This window comes from Bradyrhizobium sp. Ken64, from assembly GCF_055807555.1.
In genome coordinates, this window is record NZ_JBVVPA010000016.1 from 182467 (window position 1) to 203872 (window position 21406).

General features: G+C 64.1%; 17 protein-coding genes. 7 read left to right on the plus strand and 10 right to left on the minus strand.

Annotated features, from left to right (window positions below; genetic code table 11):
* Position 1: 1 nt before the first annotated feature.
* From AC0L2F_RS25075 to AC0L2F_RS25085, 3 genes are read right to left on the minus strand one after another with little or no spacing between them, the layout of a single operon-like run.
* Positions 2–1105: a CgeB family protein gene (locus AC0L2F_RS25075; RefSeq protein ID WP_473250215.1), complete on the minus strand. Its 1104-nt coding sequence runs from the start codon at positions 1103–1105 to the stop codon at positions 2–4.
* Positions 1102–1701 (minus strand): histidine phosphatase family protein, encoded by a 600-nt coding sequence (locus AC0L2F_RS25080; protein ID WP_473250216.1) that lies wholly within the window; start codon positions 1699–1701, stop codon positions 1102–1104. Before AC0L2F_RS25080 ends, AC0L2F_RS25075 begins: the two co-directional genes overlap by 4 nt.
* A complete protein-coding gene (locus AC0L2F_RS25085) occupies positions 1701–2801 on the minus strand; it encodes an inositol-3-phosphate synthase (protein ID WP_473250217.1) in 1101 nt (366 codons plus the stop codon). Before AC0L2F_RS25085 ends, AC0L2F_RS25080 begins: the two co-directional genes overlap by 1 nt.
* Before the next feature lie 354 nt (positions 2802–3155).
* Between AC0L2F_RS25085 and AC0L2F_RS25090 the strand changes: the two genes are divergently transcribed.
* Positions 3156–3440, plus strand: a complete 285-nt coding sequence (locus tag AC0L2F_RS25090; protein ID WP_063995382.1) for a hypothetical protein — start codon at positions 3156–3158, stop codon at positions 3438–3440.
* A gap of 14 nt (positions 3441–3454) precedes the next feature.
* Positions 3455–4384, plus strand: coding sequence for a hypothetical protein (locus tag AC0L2F_RS25095; protein WP_473250218.1), 930 nt, complete (start codon positions 3455–3457; stop codon positions 4382–4384).
* Here AC0L2F_RS25095 and AC0L2F_RS25100 read toward each other — a convergent pair.
* From AC0L2F_RS25100 to AC0L2F_RS25110, 3 genes are all read right to left on the minus strand, one after another.
* Positions 4371–5153 (minus strand): Crp/Fnr family transcriptional regulator, encoded by a 783-nt coding sequence (locus AC0L2F_RS25100; protein ID WP_473250219.1) that lies wholly within the window; start codon positions 5151–5153, stop codon positions 4371–4373. The two genes, AC0L2F_RS25095 and AC0L2F_RS25100, sit on opposite strands and share 14 nt — an antisense overlap.
* A 230-nt stretch (positions 5154–5383) precedes the next feature.
* Positions 5384–6385, minus strand: coding sequence for an alpha/beta hydrolase (locus AC0L2F_RS25105; protein WP_473250220.1), 1002 nt, complete (start codon positions 6383–6385; stop codon positions 5384–5386).
* 15 nt (positions 6386–6400) lie between these two features.
* Entirely contained in the window at positions 6401–7336 is a 936-nt protein-coding gene (locus AC0L2F_RS25110; protein ID WP_473250221.1) for an MBL fold metallo-hydrolase, read from the minus strand.
* Positions 7337–7568: 232 nt separating this feature from the next.
* On the opposite strand from AC0L2F_RS25110, the gene AC0L2F_RS25115 reads away from it, so the two are divergent.
* On the plus strand, positions 7569–8513 hold the full coding sequence (locus AC0L2F_RS25115) for a LysR family transcriptional regulator (RefSeq protein ID WP_473250222.1): 945 nt from the start codon (positions 7569–7571) through the stop codon (positions 8511–8513).
* A 25-nt stretch (positions 8514–8538) separates the two neighbouring features.
* On the opposite strand, the gene AC0L2F_RS25120 is transcribed toward AC0L2F_RS25115, so the two are convergent.
* Entirely contained in the window at positions 8539–8907 is a 369-nt protein-coding gene (locus AC0L2F_RS25120) for a RidA family protein (RefSeq protein WP_473250223.1), read from the minus strand.
* Positions 8908–9243: 336 nt separating this feature from the next.
* Between AC0L2F_RS25120 and AC0L2F_RS25125 the strand changes: the two genes are divergently transcribed.
* Entirely contained in the window at positions 9244–11565 is a 2322-nt protein-coding gene (locus AC0L2F_RS25125) for a molybdopterin guanine dinucleotide-containing S/N-oxide reductase (protein ID WP_473250224.1), read from the plus strand.
* An 84-nt stretch (positions 11566–11649) separates the two neighbouring features.
* Here the strand turns inward: AC0L2F_RS25125 and AC0L2F_RS25130 are convergent, their stop codons facing one another.
* A complete protein-coding gene (locus AC0L2F_RS25130) occupies positions 11650–12633 on the minus strand; it encodes a helix-turn-helix domain-containing protein (RefSeq protein WP_473250225.1) in 984 nt (327 codons plus the stop codon).
* Positions 12634–12988: 355 nt separating this feature from the next.
* Here AC0L2F_RS25130 and AC0L2F_RS25135 point away from each other — a divergent pair, with 355 nt between their 5' ends.
* Positions 12989–15871, plus strand: coding sequence for an ATP-binding protein (locus tag AC0L2F_RS25135; protein ID WP_473250226.1), 2883 nt, complete (start codon positions 12989–12991; stop codon positions 15869–15871).
* Between the two features lie 26 nt (positions 15872–15897).
* Here AC0L2F_RS25135 and AC0L2F_RS25140 read toward each other — a convergent pair whose 3' ends face one another.
* Entirely contained in the window at positions 15898–16605 is a 708-nt protein-coding gene (locus tag AC0L2F_RS25140) for a hypothetical protein (protein ID WP_473250227.1), read from the minus strand.
* A gap of 118 nt (positions 16606–16723) precedes the next feature.
* On the minus strand, positions 16724–19567 hold the full coding sequence (locus AC0L2F_RS25145) for an ATP-binding protein (RefSeq protein ID WP_473250228.1): 2844 nt from the start codon (positions 19565–19567) through the stop codon (positions 16724–16726).
* Positions 19568–19899: 332 nt separating this feature from the next.
* Between AC0L2F_RS25145 and AC0L2F_RS25150 the strand changes: the two genes are divergently transcribed.
* Complete coding sequence (locus AC0L2F_RS25150) at positions 19900–20571, plus strand: sensor histidine kinase (protein WP_473250229.1); 672 nt, start codon at positions 19900–19902, stop codon at positions 20569–20571.
* A 33-nt stretch (positions 20572–20604) separates the two neighbouring features.
* Complete coding sequence (locus AC0L2F_RS25155; RefSeq protein WP_473250230.1) at positions 20605–21318, plus strand: VOC family protein; 714 nt, start codon at positions 20605–20607, stop codon at positions 21316–21318.
* Positions 21319–21406 lie beyond the last annotated feature (88 nt).

Genomic DNA, 21406 nt, shown 5'->3' on the forward strand with positions numbered 1-21406 from the left:
ATCAGGCCTCCTCGGGTTGCTGTCGGCGAGCGCCGAGGGATGCCGTCTGCTCGAGCAGCAAAATCAATTCGGCTGCGCGCTTGTCGGATGTGTGCTGATCCATGGTCCGTTCATATGCGCGCCCGGCGATGTGCTGAAGCTCGGCGTCGGCCATCGTCAACGCAGCAAGTGTGTCCTTTGCATCGCGTGCGATCAGGATCTCCCGCCCGGGTACAAAGAATTCATCGAGTCCCGGCCAGTCGTCGCTGAGGAGCGGGGCCTTGCAGGCAGCAGCTTCGAACAGGCGGCCGGAGGGGCACCAGCCCATCTCCGCCATGGCCCGGCGCGTCACGTTGAGTGTCAGCCGGGACGACGCAAAGAACGACGCGTGCTCCGACGGCGGCAAGTGCTGCACGAAGTAGATGTTTGGCGACCAGGGAAAATCTTCCGGGTATTGTGCACCCCCGATCAGGAAACGGCGATCCTGCCTGTTACGTGCGGGTTCGACGAAGAGAGCCTCGAGCGCGCGCTGGCGATCCTGCGAATATGTGCCGAGATAGGACAGATCCGCACGGTAATGCGGCCGCGACGGCACGGGCCGATGGATGTCCGTATCGACATGGCCGTAGAGCGGGCGGACATTCCAGGCGCCGAGCCTGTCGCGAAATTCGTTGCAGATGCGGGAACCGCCGGTGAAGCTCAGGACCAGCGCGAAATCCCGCAGGCCGCGCGGCCCGATATAGGGAACGGCCTCGCCGTCCATGAGCTTCGCCAGCGTGACCGGCGTATCGAGGTCGTAGAACACGGGCAACGCACGACCCTCGGACAGGACGAGCTCCGTCGCGGCGATCGCGTCGGGACAATAGGAGGTCACGATCGCGACATCGGCCTCGCGAATGTCGCTGCGCGCCAAAGGAAGCACATCCTCCCAGTTCGAAAACAGGCGCAATTGCCCGCCGGGCAGTTCGTGCAAATCCCGCGCGCCGGCGTAGTAGGGCACGTCGCGCTCCAAAAAGACGACGCTGTGGCCGGCTCGCGCGAGATGCTTGCAAAGCCCTCGCCACAAGGTGGCGTGACCGTTGCCCCAGGACGAGGAAATTGTCAGGCCGAAAATGACGATCTTCACGCTGGCACCCGCTGATTGATCCCGGTGATCTTGAGTCCGCGATTGTCCACGCTGAGGGTGCTGACGCTGCCGGGGTCGATCTCGATCGAGAGGAAGTCGTCGAGCTCTTTCCGGGAATAATGCAGCAGCGCCGCGCGGATCGGTTCGGCGTGGCTGACGGCGACGACGACGGTGCCGCTACCATGATCATTGCGCACCTGTTCCAGATGGGCGACGACGCGCTTCTGCAGCGATCGCATGCTTTCGCCGCCCGGTGGGCGGCTCGTTCCGCGTTGTTCGTTCCAGCGCGACCATCGGGGGTCCCGGGCGAGCGTCTCGAACGATAGTCCGGTCCATTCGCCGTAGTCGAGCTCGTCGAGTGCCGGCACGATCTCGACCGGCAAGCCGAAGCGTGCGGCCAGGATGCAGGCCGACTGCATGCAGCGCCGCTGCGGGCTCGACTGAACCATGCTCGGCGGCGGCCTGAAGGTATCGGCACATCGCGCGATTTCCTCACAGCCGAGATCATCGAGTTCTACGCCCTTCATCCGGCCACAGAGCGTGCGGCCGAGCAGGGCGTGACGCCCATGGCGGATCAGATGAATGATCTTCGCCATCAGGTGTACGCCTTGTCGTCGATGAAGGCGCGGGTTCGCCGTCCGGCTTCCTCGTCCGTGAACTGCTGAGGCGGCGACTTCATGAAATAGCTCGAAGGGCCTGTCAGCGCGCCGGCCTGCCCGCGGTCCATGGCGAGCTTGGCGCAGCGGACCGCGTCGATCACGACGCCCGCCGAGTTGGGGGAGTCCCAGACCTCGAGCTTGACTTCCGCGCTCAAGGGAACACCGCCGAACGTCGTTCCCTCCAGCCGGATGAAAGCCAGCTTGCGGTCGGTCAGCCACGGCACATGATCGCTCGGGCCGACATGGATATTGTCGGCATCCATGGGTACGTCGAACTGGCTGGTCACGGCTTGGGTCTTGGAGATCTTCTTTGACGTCAGCCGCTCGCGTTCGAGCATGTTCTTGAAATCGGTGTTGCCGCCGACATTGAGTTGGTAGGTTCTGTCCAGCCGCACGCCGCGTTCGCGGAAGAGATTGGCGAGCACACGGTGCAGAATGGTGGCGCCGACCTGGCTCTTGATGTCGTCGCCGACGATCGGCAGGCCTGCATCCTCGAAACGCCGCCGCCAGTCCGGATTCGAGGCAATGAAGACCGGGATGCAGTTGACGTAGCCGCAGCCGGCCTCGATCGCGCGCGCGGCGTAAAATTCGCTCGCGCGCTGCGAGCCGACGGGAAGATAGGACACGAGCACGTCCGTGCGCGAGGTCGCGAGCACTTCGGAGACGTCGGCTTCCGGCACATCCGCAATCGGGACGTCGTCCTTGAGATAATGGCCGACGCCGTCCATGACCGGGCCGCGTTGGACCATGATCCCAGTGGGCGCGACGTCGGAGAAGCGGTGCGTGTTATTCGGTGCTGCGAAGATCGCCTCGGCCACGTCGCGTCCGACCTTGCCGGCATGGACGTCAAAGGCCGACGCGATCTGAATGTCGCTGATGTGGTAGCCGCCGAGATCGGCGTTCATCAGCCCAGGCACCGGCTCATTCGATTTGGCGTCCCGGTAGTAGGAGAGCCCCTGAACGAAGGAGCTCGCACAATTGCCGACACCGACGATGCCGACGCGCACGCGCCGCCTGTTCTGAAGACGAGAATGCATGGATCGAGGCCCTCCGGAAGACGTGCAGCGTTAAGGCATGCAGTGTTGAAGACGTACTGTGTTGACGTAAGTACGTCGGCGAACGTGAGGAACGTATGTTCGTTCCTGAACTCACCCCACTAAGTCCGCCTCACGTCAGATTCCGGCCAAAAAAATTTAGCGCGCTTAACCTGGGATAGAATTCGAGGCCGTTTGGCGGGAACGAAAAGCTTCCATGATGAAGATGAAGAAGATGATGCTCCGAGAGAGCCCCACACCACGAAAGAACAAATCCTCCCGTCCGGCGTTCACGGCGAACAGTCTGACGCGACGACCTATGCGTCGCTCGCTCTTTGTCAGCCATCGAGGTGTCACATGTCATCATCACAAACCAGCGAAGCCCAGCAGACCACCAGCCACGACGTCATCCGGAAATGGGCGGAGGAGCGCGGGGGAAAGCCCGCGACGGTCAAGGCTACCGAGGAGGACGGACACGCCGGAATCCTGCGCATCGATTTCGATCCGCCCGACGCAGGTCTCGACAGGATCAGTTGGGACGAATTCTTCGCCAAGTTTGACGAGACCGGCATCGCGTTCCTTCATCAGGACCGCACCAAGGACGGCAAGGTCAGTCGCTTTCACAAATTCGTGCGTCGTTGATCGGATCACCGGGCGTGTCGGGCAGCTGGACCGAAGCGATGCGGGCAGGCGACTTCGAAGGCGCCTGGGCGATCAATGACCGCGATCTGGCAATGCTTGCCTATCCACCCAAGCACACCGGGCCGCGTCACCTGCAGCGGATCTGGCGTGGTGAGGACCTGAGGGGGAAGGATGTGCTCGTCCGCTGCTACCATGGGCTCGGCGACACCATCCAGTTCCTGCGCTTCATGCGGCCGCTTCGTGACGTCGCGCGCCGCGCCACGGTCTGGTCCCAGGGCGAGCTTCTGCCGCTGGTCGAGCGAGTGGCCGGCGTCGATCGGGCCTTTCCGCTCCACGACGGTGCGCCTGACATCGACTTCGAGGTCGATATCGAAATCATGGAGGTGCCGCACGCCATAAGGGCGAGGCGGGAGCACGTCGAGATGCGTGCACCTTACGTATCGCTGCCTCCGGCGGTCGAGCTACCACTGCCACACGGTCTTGCCGTCGGCCTGGTTTGGGAAGTCGGCAATTGGGACAAGCGAAGGACCATCCCGCCGTCCCTGCTAGGGCATCTTGCCGTTCCCGGCGTCACGCTCTGCTCGCTGCAACGCGGGGCCCGAACGTGCGAACTGGCCGAGATCGGCGCGAAGGACGTCAGCACGCCTGACATTGCGGTTCTCGGTCATCTCCTCCAGCGGCTCGATCTGCTCATTTGCGTCGACACCATGGTGGCCCATCTCGCGGGAGCCCTCGGCTGTGACGCGTGGGTCTTGTTGCATGCGGATTGCGACTGGCGCTGGCCGTCATCCGAGTCCCATTCCCTTTGGTATCCAAGCCTGCGGCTGTTTCATCAGAGGACACCAGGCAATTGGGATAGCATCCTTGGAGAGGTGCGGGAGGCCCTGATTGCACGCTCCGCAAGTCTCCAGGGTGTCGTCAGAAGCGGGCTCAAGCGAGCGTAAGGTCCGCCGTAAGTGGCCTGAGACGCGAGGACGACGCATCGTCGCGGCTGGACTGAATGCCCAGGTAAGTCGGATCGAATCTTGCGAGCCGCACGAGTCCCGGCCAGTCCGTGATCGTTACCGTCTTACCCTGCCATTGCAGGAGGTTGCATCGTCGGAGTTCCTGAATTGTGCGGTTGGCGTGGACGGGGGAGATGCTGCATGCTGCCGCAAGGTCAGATTGAGTAAAGGGTGACGGCAGCCTGAGATCTCTCGCCAAGCCGACGCTTTGCAGCCGGGTGGTGATCTCGCACAGCAGATGCGCGACGCGCGTCAATGCATCACGGCTGCCCAGGTTCACTGTCCAGTTGCGCTGAATGGCGTGGCTGGTGAGCAGCATCAGCAGCAATGCGCGAGACATAGCGGGCGAACGCGCGGACAAATCGTGAAAGAAGCGGTGTGGCACGAGAGCGACGATGGCAGGGCCGAGCGCGATCAGGTTTCCGTCAACACGAGGACGATAAAGCGTGTGTAGATCGGCGATGTCGCCGGGAACATGGATTGACGTGATCTGCCCGTCCGCACTCTCTGCATCCTGCCACGACAGATATCCCTGAAGGAGCAGACAGCACTGGGTGGCATCGTCGCCATGCCGCAAAACGGCCTGACGCGAACTGAGATGCGCGATTGTGCTTGCCATGTCCGCGAGCAGGTGGAGATCGTCGGCCGTTACGGGAGTGAGGCTCGCCAACCGGTCGGCGAGCTTGGAGAACGCAAATCCTGCCTGCATTGGTCGCCTGACAACTCAGAACCCGTCTCCAATCTGATCGATGAAAACGACAGAGCGCATTAAACTTTGATAGTTTCACTCCATGCGGGTCATTGTTTGTCCGCCCAGCATGCGCCCGGAAGTCGGAGGGACCATCGGTCAAACGGTTCCGGAACAGTAGATGGCGCATGCGATCGTCCTCAGGGATCGGACGATTAGGGAACCGGAAGCGCGAGGAGCGCTCGATCGCGCTACTCATGCTCATACTGTTCCGAGAGAAACTGGTTGATCGCGTCGAACGCCTGCAACCGGTTCTTCTCCAGCAGAACCATGTGCGTGCCTTCGCCGATCTCGACCCATCGCCGATATCGCGCGTGCTTCAGCGAGAGGAAGAAGTCCTGCGCCGAGCTGATGGGCACGTCCCGGTCCCATTCGGCGTGAACCAGGAGCACCGGCACGCGAATGTCGCTGGCGTCGTAAAGGGCCTTGCCGGCGGCCCAGTACTCGCGGATGTCCAGGATCGGGCCGTTCACGGCACGCATGAGCGGACGAGCTCCTGCGCCGGCCTGCGGGTCCGTCGCGAGCGAGATGTTCGCCCAGAGTTCGAAGCCGCCTGCCGGAATTAGACTTGATCGCGCTGCTTCCGGCGCTGCCGAAAGCCAGCGCTCCCTGAAGTCCAGAACAGGGACGTTGCGATAGGCCCCGAGGCGGCCGCCCGCATCGATCGGAGCGGGGCCGTTCAGCAGCCACAGCGGCGCGACCAGCGCGAGCTTTACGATCTTGTCGTTATTGCCCGCCGTGTAAGCGCCGGCTACAGAGCCGCCCCAGGACATGGCGACCAGATTGAGCTGCATGATGTTGCGCTGCTTCAGAATGTAATGAACTGCGCTGGCGAGATCGCGCACGCCCACCTCGGTGCGCACGAGCGGCTCTGAGCCCTCGGGCGGCGCGTCCATTTGGGGCGGACGCGTCGATCCGCCATAGCCGCGCACGTCGAGTGCAAAGACGTCGTAGCCGTGCCCGGCGAGATAATCCATGAAGGAGATGCCACCGAGCGGCGCATCGAACAGGCTGTCCGACGAATAGGTCGCGCCATGCACCATCAGGATGGTTCGCTCGGCGGAAAACGTCGTGTGCATCGCTTGTCGCTTGTTGCGCAAGTGAAGCGAGATGCCGGCCGTGTCGCTCGGGATCATGAGATCCTCGACCATGATGTCGGATCCGTCTGCCTGCGCGTAAGTTTTCTGGTCCATGGTCGGTCTCCTTGATCAGAGGAATTGCCAGGCGAAGCGATCGCCGCGACGGTCGATGCGTCCGACGGACGATTGTGCGAAATGGGTGGTGAAGACGGTTGCGCCACGCTCGGCTGCGTCCTCCAGGACGCTGGCGCGCGAGCGCAAGGCGGCCTCGGGAAATTCGCAGAAGCAGGAATTGAGCGAAGGCTCATACACCTGTAACGGATGGTGCATCACGTCGCCGGCAAAAAGCGCCTGCTGGCCGCGGGATACGAGACGGATCGACGCGTGATCGATACTGTGGCCGGGCGTCGGAATGAAGGAGACGCCGTCGAGGACCTCCTCACCATTCATGGAGATGAGCTGGGCAAGCCCGGCCTCGATCACGGGCCGCACACTGTCGTCATAGACGCGATCGGCCGGCTTGCGCGCCGCCGGGCCGAGCGCCGGGTCTGGGCGGGCTGCCCCTGTGGGGTCCGCGCCCGCCGCGAGGCGCTCGCCATATGCCTGCTCGATCCCGGAGAAGACGTAGGTCGCATTCGGGAATGTCGGAATCCAGCGACCATCGACCAGGCGCGTGTTCCAGCCGACGTGGTCAGCATGGACATGCGTGAGCAGAACGTAGTCCACCTGTTCCGGGGTGACGCCCGCCGCGGCCAGCCGCGCCAGGAAGGGCTCGTTCAGACGATGGAGCGGCGGGATGTCGGGCCGGTTCTTGTCGTTGCCGGTTGCCGTGTCGATCAGGATCGTGTGGTGCGGGGTTTTGACCAGCCAGCTGTGGATGCTCTGAATGAAGGTGCCGGTCGCGGAATCGAACGAGCCCGCCTCGAGCCGCTCGCGATGGCGCTCAAGCGCATCCGGCTCGGCGTCAGGATAGAGGGCGCCGAACTTGAATGCGGCAAGCCGCAATTCATCGATCCGCGTGACGGCTGCATCGCCAACGCGATAGGTTTTCGTCGCTTGCGTCATCAAGGTCCTCCACTCCAGGTCGTGGCTGAGCCGGCCTGATTGCCGGCGCCGCCGTGACCGTGAAGTACGAAGCGCACCATGCCGCGAGGAGGGCTGTGGGCTCGATAGGTCCCATCGACCGCGTCGATATCGAAAGGCTGTCAGCCGAGCTTTTCAGACCGCCATTTTGGCTTTACGTCTCTCATCGCGGCTCGTCCGGCCGCGATCATGTGCCTTGAACGGAGGAGGACCGATGCCGGATGCGGAACACGGTCCAGGTCGGCTGGCCGACGACACCGATCTCGCCGAGATCGACCTTGGCCTGTTGCTCGCGCTGGAGGCTCTGCTACGCGAGCGGAACGTCACGCGTGCGGCGTCGCGCCTGAACATCGGCCAGCCAGCGCTATCGGCTCGGCTGAACCGGCTGCGACAGGTCTTTGCCGACCCGTTGTTCGTGCCCGCGGCGGCGGGCCGCGGCGTGGTGCCGACGACGAGAGCGGTGGAGCTGCAGGCGGACCTGGCAGACGTGCTCGGCAAGCTCCGTCGCATGGTCGAGGGACCGGCCGTATTCGACCCTGCCCGCAGCCAGCGCACCTTTGTCGTTGCCATCCATGAAAATCCAGCCGTCACGCTGGCGCCCGGATTCGTCGCGCGGTTGACCGCCACGGCCGCACGGGCGCGGCTGGCCTTCGTCCATCCGACGCGCGACGTCGTCGATCGTCTTGAGCGGGGCGAGATCGACATTCTGGTGACGGGGGCTGATGGGGCACACGGCGATCTGATGCAGCGCCCGCTTTTCGAGGACAGCTTCCTCTCCGCCCAGCGCAAGGGTCATCCCCGCGGCAACGGCGCGCTCGATCTTGATCGCTTTTGTGCGCTCGATCATCTGCTGATCTCTGCCGACGGCGGCGGCTTCTCAGGCCTCGTCGACGATGCGCTGGCTGCGCTCGGACGTTCCCGACGAGTCGCCGTCTCGATTCAAACCTATGCGCTGGCGCCGGTCATCCTTGCCCACAGCGACTGCATATGTACCCTTCCGCGGCGTTTTCTGATGCGATTTTCCCACGAGCTCGATCTCACGCCGCCGCCGCTCGATCTGCCGCCGGCACGCATCGTTGCGCTGTGGCATCCGCGCAATCAGGAGGACGGCGCTCATGCTTGGTTACGTGAGTGCCTGTACCAAGCGGCCGCCTCCTGATTCGACTTGCCTCAACCGCACCAGGTTACGCATCCAGACTTGATGATCCTCGAGCGGCGATGGCCGTGATCTCGAGTTTGACACCGGGACCGAGATCGGCCACGCCGATCGCGGCGCGCGCCGGCAGATGAGCCTCTGCAAAATGCGCTTTCCAGGCCGCATTGAACTCTGCCTTCTCCTTGAGGCTGGTCATGTAGATCGTCACCTGCAAGACGTTGCTCAGATCGGATCCGAGGGTCTTGAGCAACTGCGCCAACTGCCCGAGGACGTCGTTTGCCTGGCCCGACATATCGAGGCTCGTGTCCTCGGGGACGATTCCACCGATGTAAAGCACGCCATGATGCTCGACCACTTCGTGGAGCAGACCTTCGTAGGGCAAGACGCGCTTGATCATGATGGGACCGATGTTGCTGTGTGACGGGCCGGGATATCGCACATTTCAATGTCAGTGTCGTCGCAAGAGATCTCGCGCCAAGTCTTACCGAAAAAGTCTTGCCGGAAGGCGGCCCGCACGGCTCTGAATGCACCGCTAAGGCGTTGAAAATAAAAGCACAAATTGGTCGAAAAATCACCGCCCACGTCCCTGCGAACGTTCGCCATCTGTCCTTGCACGAGCGTCCGGCATTTTCGTCGGCCCTGACCGACGACATCGAAGAGCGGATCGCTATACTGCGACCCGGATTATCGGTGCGGCCTGGACAGTGCCGCGACCGGAACAAGGAATGCGACGATGGACGATACGATTGGCTTCCCCGACCCCGGCCTCGACCTGTCCGACGGCTTCAAGCCGCACACCTCGCATTGGGGTGTGTTCTCGGCACGTCAAGGCGAGGCCGGGCTCGAGGTCAGGGCGTATGCGGGCGATCCCGATCCGAACCGCATCATCGACAATTTTCCCGGCGCGCTGCGCCATCAGGCGCGCATCACCCAACCCGCGATCCGCCGCGGCTGGCTCGAACGCGGTCCTGGTCCCGATGATCGCCGCGGCCGCGACGAATTCGTCTCCGTCAGCTGGGAGAAGGCGCTCGATCTGCTCGGCGACGAGCTGGCACGCATCCGTGACATGCGCGGCCCCGGCGCGGTGTTCGGCGGCTCCTATGGCTGGTCGAGTGCGGGCCGCTTCCACCACGCCCAGAGCCAGGTGCATCGCTTTCTCAACATCGCCCTGGGCGGCTACGTGCGCTCGGTGAACTCCTATTCCTCCGGCGCGTCCTCGGTGCTGCTGCCGCAGATCCTCTGCGGTTACGAGGACATCACCAAGCGCAACGTCACCTGGGAGCAGATCGCGGCCGACACCGACATTGTGCTGGCGTTCGGCGGCATGGCGCTGAAGAACTCGATGGTCGCCGGCGGCTCGATCAGCAAGCATGTCGAGCGCGGCGCGATGGAAGCTGCGCGCCGCCGCGGCTGCGAGTTCATCCTGGTCAGTCCGTTGCGCGAAGACCTGCCCGTCGAAGCCGGCGCCGAATGGATGACATGCGTGCCCGGGACCGACACCGCGCTGATGCTCGGCATCGTTCATACGCTGGTCGCGGAAAACCTGCACGACCAGGCTTTCCTCGATCGCTACACTGAGGGATGGCCCGTCTTCCTGCGCTATCTCACCGGTGACAGCGACGGCCAACCCAAGCACGCCGAATGGGCCGCCGCGATCTGCGGCATCGACGCGGATACGATCCGCAAGCTGGCGCGCCGGCTCGCCGGCAAGCGTGCGCTCATCACCGTCTCTCATTCGCTCCAGCGCGCCGAGCATGGCGAGCAGCCGGTGTGGATGGGCATGGTGCTGGCGGCAGCGCTCGGCCAGATCGGCCTCTCCGGCGGCGGCTACGCCTATTCGTTGGGGGCGATCGGCTATTATGGCCGCCGAGTCAACGACGTGCCGGGGCCGACACTGGGGCAGGGCCGCAACGCTGTCCGCGACTTCATTCCCGTGGCGCGCATCGCCGACATGCTGCTCAATCCCGGCAGCACCTATCGCTATAACGGCGAGACGCGCACCTATCCGGATATCCGCCTCGTCTACTGGGCCGGCGGCAATCCCTTCCATCATCACCAGGACATCAACCGCCTGCGCAAGGCGTTTGCGAAAGTCGACACGCTGGTCGTGCACGAGCTCGCATGGACTGCCACGGCCCGGCATGCCGACATCGTGCTGCCCTCGACGATGACGCTCGAGCGCGAAGACATCGGCTATTCCAGCAACGATCCCCTGATGGTCGCGATGCACCGGATCGCCGAGCCGTTCGGTCTTGCGCGCGACGACTACGAGATCTTCGCCGATCTCGCCGACCGTCTCGGCGCGCGCGAACCCTTTACCGAGGGGCGGACGTCACGTCAGTGGCTGGAACATCTTTATGAGCCGACCCGCGCCTCGCTCGAAGCGCGCGGCCTGGAGGCACCGAGCTTCGAAGAGTTCTGGCGGCGGGGCAGCCTGGTGGTGCCGCAACAGCCCGACGACGGCGGCCGGCTGCGCCGTTTCCGCGACGATCCCGTCAATCACGCTCTGCCGACGCCGAGCGGCCGCATCGAGATATTCTCCGCCAAGATCGCGGGTCATGGCGATACGGATTGTCCGGGCCATCCGGTCTGGCTGGAGAAGTCCGACATGCCCAAGCCGGCGGCGCCGTGCTTTCTGGTCGCCAACCAGCCGGTGACGCGTCTGCATAGCCAACTCGATTTCGGTGGACATTCGCTTCAAAGCAAACATCGCGGGCGCGAGGTCGCGCGCATGAACCCGGTTGATGCCGATGCCCGCGGCATCAGGGACGGCGACATCATCCGCCTGTTCAACGCGCGGGGCGCCTGTCTCGCCGCGGTCCACGTCACCGACGGCATCGCGCCCGGCGTGGTCCAGCTCCCGACCGGCGCGTGGTACGATCCGATGGATCCCGAAGACAACGCGCCGCTCTGCGTGCACGGCAATCCGAACGTGCTCACCCGCGACGTCGGCACCTCGTCCTTTGCGCAAGGCTGCACCGGCCAGCTCACGACGGTCGAGGTCGAGAAGTTCACCGGCAATCTGCCGCCGATCCGGGCTTTCGATCCGGTGTAGAAAAAAAGGGGCCGCACTGTGTGGGGTGCAGGGGCGGCCCCAAGTGGCTCGCAGGCCCGGGAGGATGAGGGCGCGAGCGGATGCTTATGCGGCTGCGCTGATCCAGCCCCTCTCCGTAGAAGGACGACGCGGCGGCACTGCTTGCACCTCTCGCCGCTCGCCCTTGCTGGCGAGGCGCCAGCGTGCCGGGGATTGGTCGCTGATGCGCTTGAAGACGGTCGAAAAATGCGCCTGCGTGCTGAAGCCGACCGCAAGCGCAATCTCCGCCAGCGGCCGTTCCGTGGTCGCCAGCAGCGTCTTGGCCTGCTCGATCCGGTGATTGAGCAGATATTCGCGGGGCCGGTAACCGGTCGCGACGCGGAACTGCGCCGCAAAGTGCATCCTGGACAGGCCGACGACCTTGGCGAGTTCGGACAGGCTGATGCAGCGGTGGAAATGATCGGCGACATATTGCTCGACCCGCCGCAGCCGCCATTTCGGCAAGGCATTGACCCTGGCGCGTGGCAATTCCAGGCGCGCCAGATGCATCGCAAGGGTTTGGCCAATGCAGCGCGTGAACTCGCGGTCCGCGGCGTCGCCAAGTTCGATCAGCGCCTTGCCAAGCTCGGCCGCGAGCGGGTCGCGCAACAGGACGAGATCATTCAATCCTTCGGTCGCCGAAGATTGCTCCGGAAAATGATCCGCGGATATGTGGAAGTGCAGGAAGGCGCATGGCGACTGGAATTGCACAGCGACAGGATTCGACGGCGCGGTGAGATACAGTGTGCCCGCGGGCATGGTGCCGTCGAAAATGACCTGACGATCCCGGGTGAGTTTCGCGCGCGTGGCCTTCAGTGCGATGCCGACGAAATACCGATCCTCAGGGGTCGTCGCCTGGTGCGACGAGGTGCTCCGCGGGTCTTCCCATCGCGAGATCGCGATGTCCTCGGCCGCCGCCCCCGTGCGCGGACCGATCTGACGCCATTGACGCTCCCGAATGATCGCCTGTGTTGCCTGGGGGATCTCGCAATCCCCCGAGCCGCCCGGAAATTCAATCCAGGCATCAGCCGCCTGCAAATTGGTCAACATCGTTCGTCCTCTCCGGGCTTTCTCCGCTGTTTGCGACCAGCAAACGCGCAAAGCCCCGCGTTTTCCATGGTGAGAGGATAGGGGTGAGCTGCGCTGCAAGCTCGTTAGTGGTGATTAGGATGTGTTAGTTTTTGTGGGACCGCATCAGGTGCGACATCCCGTCTCAGGAAGCGTCTTTTTTTCAAATTTTATCAGATATTTGCGCATCTCCGACCCGACTCGGGAGAGCGCAGAACATCCCGTGGAGATCGATGCGGCGGTGTGAGTTCTGCGCGGTGCCCTCGCTGGACCTCGCACCAGTGCCGGGTATAGTCACGCCGCATTTCCATGGAGCAGCTGTCAGGATGAGTCAGAAGTGACCGAGCTCTCGGCGGGACACGGCCCCCGCGGCAGCGAGGCCGCGACGATGCTCGATTTGGATACCGTCGCGTTCGGGCCATTTTCGCTTCGGTCGCGGCTGCTGGAGAAGGATGGCTTGCCGGTCAGGCTCGGCAGCCGCGCGATGGATATTTTGCGCCTGCTGGTCAGTCGCGCCGGCGAAGTGGTCCCGAAGGACGAGATTCTCGGCTATGCGTGGTCCGGGCTCTCCGTCGAGGAGATCAGCCTGCGCGTCCATGTTGCGGAGCTACGCAAGGTGCTCGGCGACGGAAAGGATGGTGCCCGCTACATCACCACCATTCCGGGCCGGGGCTATTGCTTCGTCGCGCCCGTGCGGCGTGGCGAGCGCGCGGAGGTGTCTGCGCCGGCGTCGCGTGCGCCTGTAAGGGCCGAGCCGCCACCGTCGCTGCCGCGCCGATTGGACCGGATGGTCGGGCGGGAGGACGCTGTGGCCGAGTTGGCGGCGCGCTTGCTCCGCGATCGCTTCGTCACGCTGCGAGGGCCGGGCGGCATCGGCAAGACCACCGTTGCGACCGCGCTCGCGCACGAGATGTGCGATAGCTTCGACGGCAACGTCCATTTCCTCGAATTTGGTCCGCTCAAGGACGCGGCCCTGGTCGCGAGCACGGTTGCTGCCGCGTTGGGGCTCGTCGTCCACCACGATGATCCCTCGGCCAGCATCGTCAATTTCCTGCGCGGCCGGCGGCTGCTTCTCGTGCTCGACAGCTGCGAGCACGTCATCGAGGAGGTCGCGCGTCTTGCAGAAAACATCTACCGGGAGGCGCCGGGCATCGTCATTCTCGCAACCAGCCGCGAGTCGCTGCTGGTGGAAGGCGAGCAGATTTTCGAGCTCGTTTCGCTCCCGGGGCCGCCCCAGGGCACCCGCCTCAGTGCCGGCGAGGTGCTGGCCTATCCCGCTGTGCGCCTGTTCGTCGATCGGGCCGTCGCGGCCGGGCATCGCGACGACATCACCGACGAGGATGCCGAACTCCTGGCCCGGATTTGCGGCAAGCTCGACGGCATCGCGTTGGCGATCGAGCTGGCTGCCGCACGCGTCGGTCTCTATGGACTGCGCGAGATGGCGGCGCTGCTCGACAACCGGCTGCAGCTCGAATGGCGCGGGCGGCGAACGGCGCCGCCGCGGCAGCAGACGCTCGGCGCCACGCTCGACTGGAGTTTCGGTCTGATCGGCGAGAGCGAGCGGATCGTGTTTCAGCGCCTCGCCGTCTTCGCTGGTCACTTCACGTTGAAGGGCGCGATAGCGGTCGCGGCCGGGGCGGAGATGCCGGAGGATCGGGTCGTCGAGGCGCTGGAGCAACTCGTGGTGAAGTCGCTGGTTTCCAACCAGCCGGACGGCGCATCGCGGCGCTATCGCCTGCTCGACGCAACGCGTGCCTATGCCCTGCAGAAACTGGCCGACGGCGGACAGCTGGCGCAGATCGCGCACCGTCACGCTCTCTATGTTCAATGCACGCTCGAAGCGGGCATGAAGGACAAGGAGGGCAGCGATCATGCGTCGCGATTGCAGGAACGCGCGAGCCTGCTCGCCGATGCCCGCGCTGCGCTGCAATGGATTTATGCCAACGACGAGGGCGCCGGCTTGCGCGTGCCGCTCGCCGGCAGCTGCACAAGGCTGTTCGTCGAACTCAATTTGCTGAACGAGGCGCGCATCTGGTCCGATCGCGCACTCACAATGCTCGACGAGGCCGACCGGGGCGGCGCATGGGAGCTCGAACTTCAGTCGACGCTCGGTCACGCCTTCATGTTTACCGAGCGCAACAGCGAGCAGGCGGAAGCGGCGCTCAGGCGCGGGCTGGAGATAGCGGAAGCGCTTTCCGATCACGCCAACACATTCAGGTTGTTGTCCCGGCTCAATATGTTCTACCGCCGGACCGGTCGCTATCGGCGTCTGGTGCCGACTGCGCTTCACGCCGAGCGGATTGCCCGCGTGATCGGCGATGCCGCGGGCATCGCCGGGAGCAAAGCGCTGCTCGGCGTGTCATATCACCTCGCCGGAGATCAGGCCGAGGCGCAAGCCCATCTCGACCAGGGCCTGCGCGACGACGCTGCGCTCCGCGGGACCCAACCCGGGCACTTCGCCTATTCACGCACACCGCAGATTCCGCTTGCGCGTGTGCTATGGCTGCGCGGCTTTCCCGATCGCGCGCTTGAATGCGTCCGGCCGCTTGTCGGCGCTTCAGCGCCGCATGACGTGGTCATGCATTGTATCGCATTATGCTGGTCCGCTTCGGTGTTCGGCTGGCTCGGCGACTGGTCGTCGGTCGAGGCCATGACCGGTCGTCTGGCCGCGCATGCGAGCATGCACGGACTCGTGCCCTACGAAGCCGTTGCGGCGGGTTTTCGGGCGCAGAGCATGATCGCTCGGGGCGCGGTCGCCGGCGGCGTCGACCTGATGCGGAGTGCGCTTCCACGCCTGCACGCCGATCGCTACGAGCTCTATGCTTCGGCGTTCGCCGCGGATCTGTCCCAAGGTTTGGTCACCTTGGGACGATTGGCGGAAGGCATTCAGGTTCTTCACGAAACCATTCTGCGGGTCGAGCAGGAAGGCGGCGCCTTCGACATGCCCGAGCTGCTCCGTCTGCGGGGAGAGCTGGAGGCCCATGGCGGCAATCTCGACGCGGCCGAGGCAGATCTTGTCGCCTCGATCTCGCTCGCCGAACAGCAGGGCGCATTGTCCTGGCGGCTGCGAGCCGAGATGTCGCTGGCGCGGCTTCGAGTCCGGCAGCGCGGGCAAAATCCGCTCGAACAGCTCGCTCAAACCTATGCCCGGTTCTCGGAAGGGTTCGAGACCGCCGATCTCATTGCAGCACGGCGCATGCTGAACGAGCCGGCGGCCTGACCAGTCGAAGCGAATCGCGCGGGCCGCTACTCGAAGACGGCGTCAAAGATCTCGACGTCCATCAGCACGGGCTTGGCGACCACGGTTCCGTCGGGCCGCAGCGTCTGCGCGCGTCGGAGTGTCGGCACCACAATGCCGCCGAAGCTGTCATGGGCCCAGGAGTAATGCGCGACCTTCATTCCAAAGAGATCGTGATCGGTCCGCCGTTGCAACGCGTTGTCGTCGAAATAGAAGATCTGCTCGGGCGCGAGCGTGATCAGGCCCGGCGGGAACTGCGCCCGCAACCTCCGCCATGACTCGTTGTTCTCCTGCCATGGTGGCAGTTCTTCCACCACGACATCGGGATGAGCGAGCAGGAATGGATTGGTCAGATAATTCCAGATCGCGACGCCGCAGAAGAAGACGAGATGCAGTTCGTCCACCAGCGTGGGCGAACCGGCCTCGGTGAACGCAAGGCTTGGATTGCGCCAGGTCCGCAGGATCTCACCCTCGAGGCTTTCGATCGTGATCGCGTCCGGCTGAAAAGAGCCGGAGTGTTCGCCTCCGGTGATGCCGGTGAAGCGGACCGACTGCGTGCGGGTCGAGCCCTCCGCCGTCACGTCCTTGAATTCGCTGGCATGTCCGGTGCTGGAGAACAGCGTTCCGGCGACGGAGAGGTGAAGCGTGAACCGGCTCAAGCTATTCCAGCGGGCCATTCCGCCGCTGGCATCAATTACATCGTCAAGAAGCGCCATGTCCCGCCATATCCACCATGAAGTGCCACCACCATGGCGGGGCGGATGCGGCTTGGCGTGTTAGAATTTGTTAGGAGTTGCGAGCGGAAATTCTTGTGGTATCCCGTTGAAGATATTGTCAATTCAGCGCCGCAAGGAGCTCCCTGGCCGCGACGAGATCACGGGTCTGGAGGCCCTCCTGGTAGCGCGCGACCAGCGGGGCGAGCAGGGCGCGTGCGTCTCCGGCTTTTCCGGCCTGGCGCCAGACCCGGCCGAGACTGATGGCCCCCCGCAGCTCCCAGCCGAGCGCACATTGGCGGCGTGACAGATCGAGCGAGTCCCGGAAACAGCTTTCGGCCTCCGCGGCATTGCCCGACCGGGCGAGGATGTCGCCCTTGACCCTGAGCATCTCGGGCATGTCGAAGGATTCACCGTGAGCGGGGATTTCCGCGATGGCACCATTGATGGTCTGCAAGGCTTCGTCGGCCAGGTTCTGCGCCACGAGTCCCTCCGCGAGCGCGGTCGCAAACACCGTGGTCATGATCCGGTGTCGCGTCGCGTACAGCGTAGCCTGGCTGCGGCGGAGATGCTCGATGCCGGCGGCGGCGTCGCCGCGGCGAAGCAGCAGCTCACCCTTCTGGCCGACGCCGACCGCATGATAGGGCCCGAGGAAGTGCCGCGCGGAATGATCGATCAGTCGCTCGATCAGGATTTCCGCATTGGCCAAGTCGCCGACCCAGAGAAACACGTAGATGGTCCAGATCAAGGAAATACCGAGAGTGAGCGGCTGTTCGAGCAGCTCGGCTTCGCGAATGGTGTATCGGGACGCCTCGATCGCACGATCGGGCCGGCCGGTGAGCCAAAGCCCGCGCGCCAGCGCCACCAGTGCGACGATGCGGTCGTCATAGCCGAGATGCCCGATATTCAGCCGCTGCGAGCCGGGATTATGCAACATCGCGCTCTCGCAGAGCTGCACCGCCTTGTCCTGGTTGCCGATCAAATGATGCGCGACGCCCAACATCCATTCGACGTTCAGCGTGCTGGCGGGATCGTTCAGCTTCCGCGCGACGCTCTCGCCCTGTTCGCCGGTTCCGAGCGCTCCGTGAAAATCCCCGACCCTGGTGAGGTAGATGTGTAGTCCGCGCAGCAGCCAGAGCTGCCAGTGCAGATCCTGGAGCTCCTGGGCGAGCTGGAGACTGCGCGTGAATGCCGAGCGGACCGCTTCGGTATTGCCCTGCGTGAACATCGCGGAGACGCCGAGCGCCGCCTGCAAGATCATTTCATTGCGGCCATCCACCGCGCTCGCGTCGAGGGACGCCAGCGCCTGTTGGGTCCAGCGGTAACATTCCGTCAGCAATGTCAGCTCGAGAAAGAATTGCGCCGCTGATGCCGCCAGATCCACGCCGATCGTTCGGTCCCCGCCATCTGAAAAGCTCCAGGTCAGCGCGGCCCGGACATTGGGCAGGTGGTCGGCATAGGGAAGGAAGCCGCCCGCCGTCTGCATGCCCGTGGATTTGACGGCGATGTCGCGCAGGAAGTCGCGGAAATATTCGGCGTGGGCGCGTGCGACGCGGTCAGCGTCGCCGTTCTCGACGAGCTTGTCCGCGACGAAGGCACGTGTGGTGTCGAGCAGGCGATAGCGCAGCCGCCGCTCCGCAGGCGAGGTCGCGATCAGCGATTTGGAAAGTAGATTGGAGATCGCCTCGGCGGCTTCTGCCTCGCCGATGCCCTGACAGGATGCAACCGCAAGCGCGGCTTCCAGCGTGAACGGCCCGACGAACGCCGACAATCCGCGCAGCGTTGCGCTTTCGGTTGGCGGCAGCAAATCATAGCTCCAGGCGAGCGCCGCACTCAGGGTGTGGTGCCGCGGGACAGCGGTGCGCCGCCCGCGCCAGAGCAACGAGAAACGGCTGTCGAGCAGAGACGCGGTCCCGGCAATGCCATAGGCGTTCACACGCCCCGCCGCGAGTTCGATCGCGAGCGCGATGCCGTCGAGCCGACGGCAGATGTCGGCCACAAGCGGCGCATCCTCTTCGCTGAGCTCGAACTCGCTGAGGCTCTCTGCAATGCGTTCCACGAAGAGCTGAGTTGCGGGATAGGCAAGGATGTCGGCGATGCCGAGTCCGTCGCGCTGTGGCGGGCAATCCAGTGGAAACAGCCGATGGACACGCTCACCTTCGGCGCGGAAGGATTCGCGGCTGGTGGCGAGAATATGCAGCCCGCCCGCTTCCCGGACGATACGCTCGGCGAGAGGGGCGAGATCGTCGAGGATGTGCTCGCAACTGTCGAAGACCAGCAGCATCCGCCGGTTGCGCAGGAACGTCAGCAATCCCGGCATCGGGTCGTCGGAATTGACGGTCAGGCCCAACGCGGCCGCAATCGTTCCCGCAACGAGCCGGGTCTCCCTCAGTGCGCCGAAATCGACAAAACACACATGGCCGTCGAAGGCCTGGAACTCGCGATGCGCGACCGCCAGTGCGACCGAAGTCTTGCCGATCCCGCCGGGGCCGACGATCGTGACGAAGCGATGTTGCGCAAGCTCGGCGGAGATTTTCGCGACCGCATCGTCCCGCCCGATCATCTTCGAAAGCGGCGAGGGCAGCGAGCGCGGCCCAGCAACGGGCAGGCTGGTCCGGTTCTCCGACGGGGCGGCCCGGAGCAGCGCGGCCGTGAAGCAATAACCCCGTCCGGGGACGTTCACGACGTAGCGGGAGCCTTCGCCCGCATCGCCCAAGGCCTTGCGCAGCGTCGTGATGTGAAAGCGCAGGCTGCCTTCGTCCACATTCACGTCGGACCAGACTCGCCGGATCAACTCACGCTTGTCCACGACCTCGCCGGCGCGCTCGGCGAGAAAAACGAGAATGTCGAGCGCACGGCCGCCGAGGTGAACCGGGGCGCCGTCCTTCTCGAGCAGCCGCGTCTTTGCGAACAGCCGGAATGGCCCGAAAGCAATGGCCGAATCCTGGTCGTTAGTGTCCGGCACGGGCCAATCATTCCAGTGAAAGAGCTGAACTCTGCACTTTGATCTACCAGAAGGGAACCCAGAGTAAACTGGCCGAAAGTGGCGAAATCGCGCGGGGCGCCAGCAATTGGCCGGCTCTCGCGGCGATCCGTATCAAATTGGCTTAAACGCCAACATCTTGCGAAGCGATCGGGATAAACCCGGCGGCGTGCTTGACGGCCAAGCTTACGGCTCGGAGTCCGGTCGTCGTACCCTCATCATAACAAAATCTTGCAACGTCTAACGAGCAATGCGCGCGAACTGGATCCAGTATCAGTTCCGAGTTTGACGCTAATTCCAACGGGGAGGCTACGATGTCCGGTTTCAATGCTCGGCCGAATGACGACGTCGTTCGATCTCAATTTGTGGCCAATTTAGACGATCAGTCGCGTGACTGGGAGCTCGTGCTGCGGGAATCCCACCATCGGATGAAGAACACGCTGACGATACTGGGTGCGTCAGTCCGCCGCGATTTCACCCGAACGGGTACCAGGGATGTGTCGCTTGCAGCGGACCGGCTCGAGCGGCGGATCGTCGCCTTCGGAAGGCTCTATCAACTCCTGTCCGACAATGACGACCATACGGCGATCCCGGTGGCGGCCTTCTTCGAAAATCTGTGCGGAGCGATTTCCGAGGCGGTCCTGGAGCCAGCGGGCATCCGCTGCGAGGCGGCGATCGAGAACGGCACGCTGCCGGCGTCGCAATGCCACCGGCTTGCGCTGATGCTGACGGAGCTGGTGACGAATGCGGCCAAGCACGCCTTCCCGAACAGGAATGACGCAATGATCCGCATCGACATGGCCAATCGCGATGGCGCCTGGTTCTGCACGGTAACAGACAACGGGATCGGCGCGACCGGGCCGCTTCAGGGCACCGGCAGCCGGATTCTCGAAGGACTCGCACGCAGCATTCACGCCCGGCTGCAGGGCGAAGCGGGAGAAGACGGCACACGCGTAACGATCGTGATGCCGATCGCTGCTGCTTGAAGTTCGTCTTAGATCCAACCCAGGGAGTTCGACATGGCCACTACCGAAATCGACCGCGACGCCGCGGCCAATCCTTCCAACAAGTCTGCGAACAAGCGTTCGACATTGCGTGGCGTTGATCAGAGGCTCGAGGTGATCGTGATCCCCGTGTCCGATGTCGATCGCGCCAAGGCCTTCTACGCGCGTCTCGGCTGGCGACTGGACGCCGATTTTGCCTCCGGCGATGATTGGCGCGTGATCCAGTTCACGCCGCCAGGCTCGGCCTGCTCGGTGATCTTCGGCAGGAACGTGACCGCGGCAGCGCCGGGCTCGGTGCGAGGCCTTTACCTGATCGTCTCCGATCTGGAGGCGGCGCGAAAGGATCTGCTCGACCGCGGCATCGAGGTCAGCGCGCCATTCCATGGCGCCGGCGATGTTCACGCGGGAACCGACGAGCCTTATCTCTCCGGCAGCGTTCGGGTCAGCGGTGCTGATCCGAAGCGCGGCAGCTACGGCTCATATGCCTCGTTCAGCGATCCCGACGGCAATGGCTGGCTGTTCCAGGAGGTCACGACGCGATTGCCGGGACGGATCGCGGGCGACGGTACGACATTCGCTTCGCAGGCTGCGCTGGCCGCGGCAGTGCGCCGCGCGGCGGCGGCCCATGGCGAGCACGAAAAGCGGACCGGCGGGCACGATGAGAACTGGGCCGATTGGTACGCCGATTATATCGTCCGCGAGCAGGCGGGCCAGCCGCTGCCGTCCTGAGTGGGACAGCACGGATTCTCCGACTGATGCAAGCCGACGCGGCGCGCGATGAAAGAGTTCATCGCGTGCCGTGTTGCTTTGGCCGCGC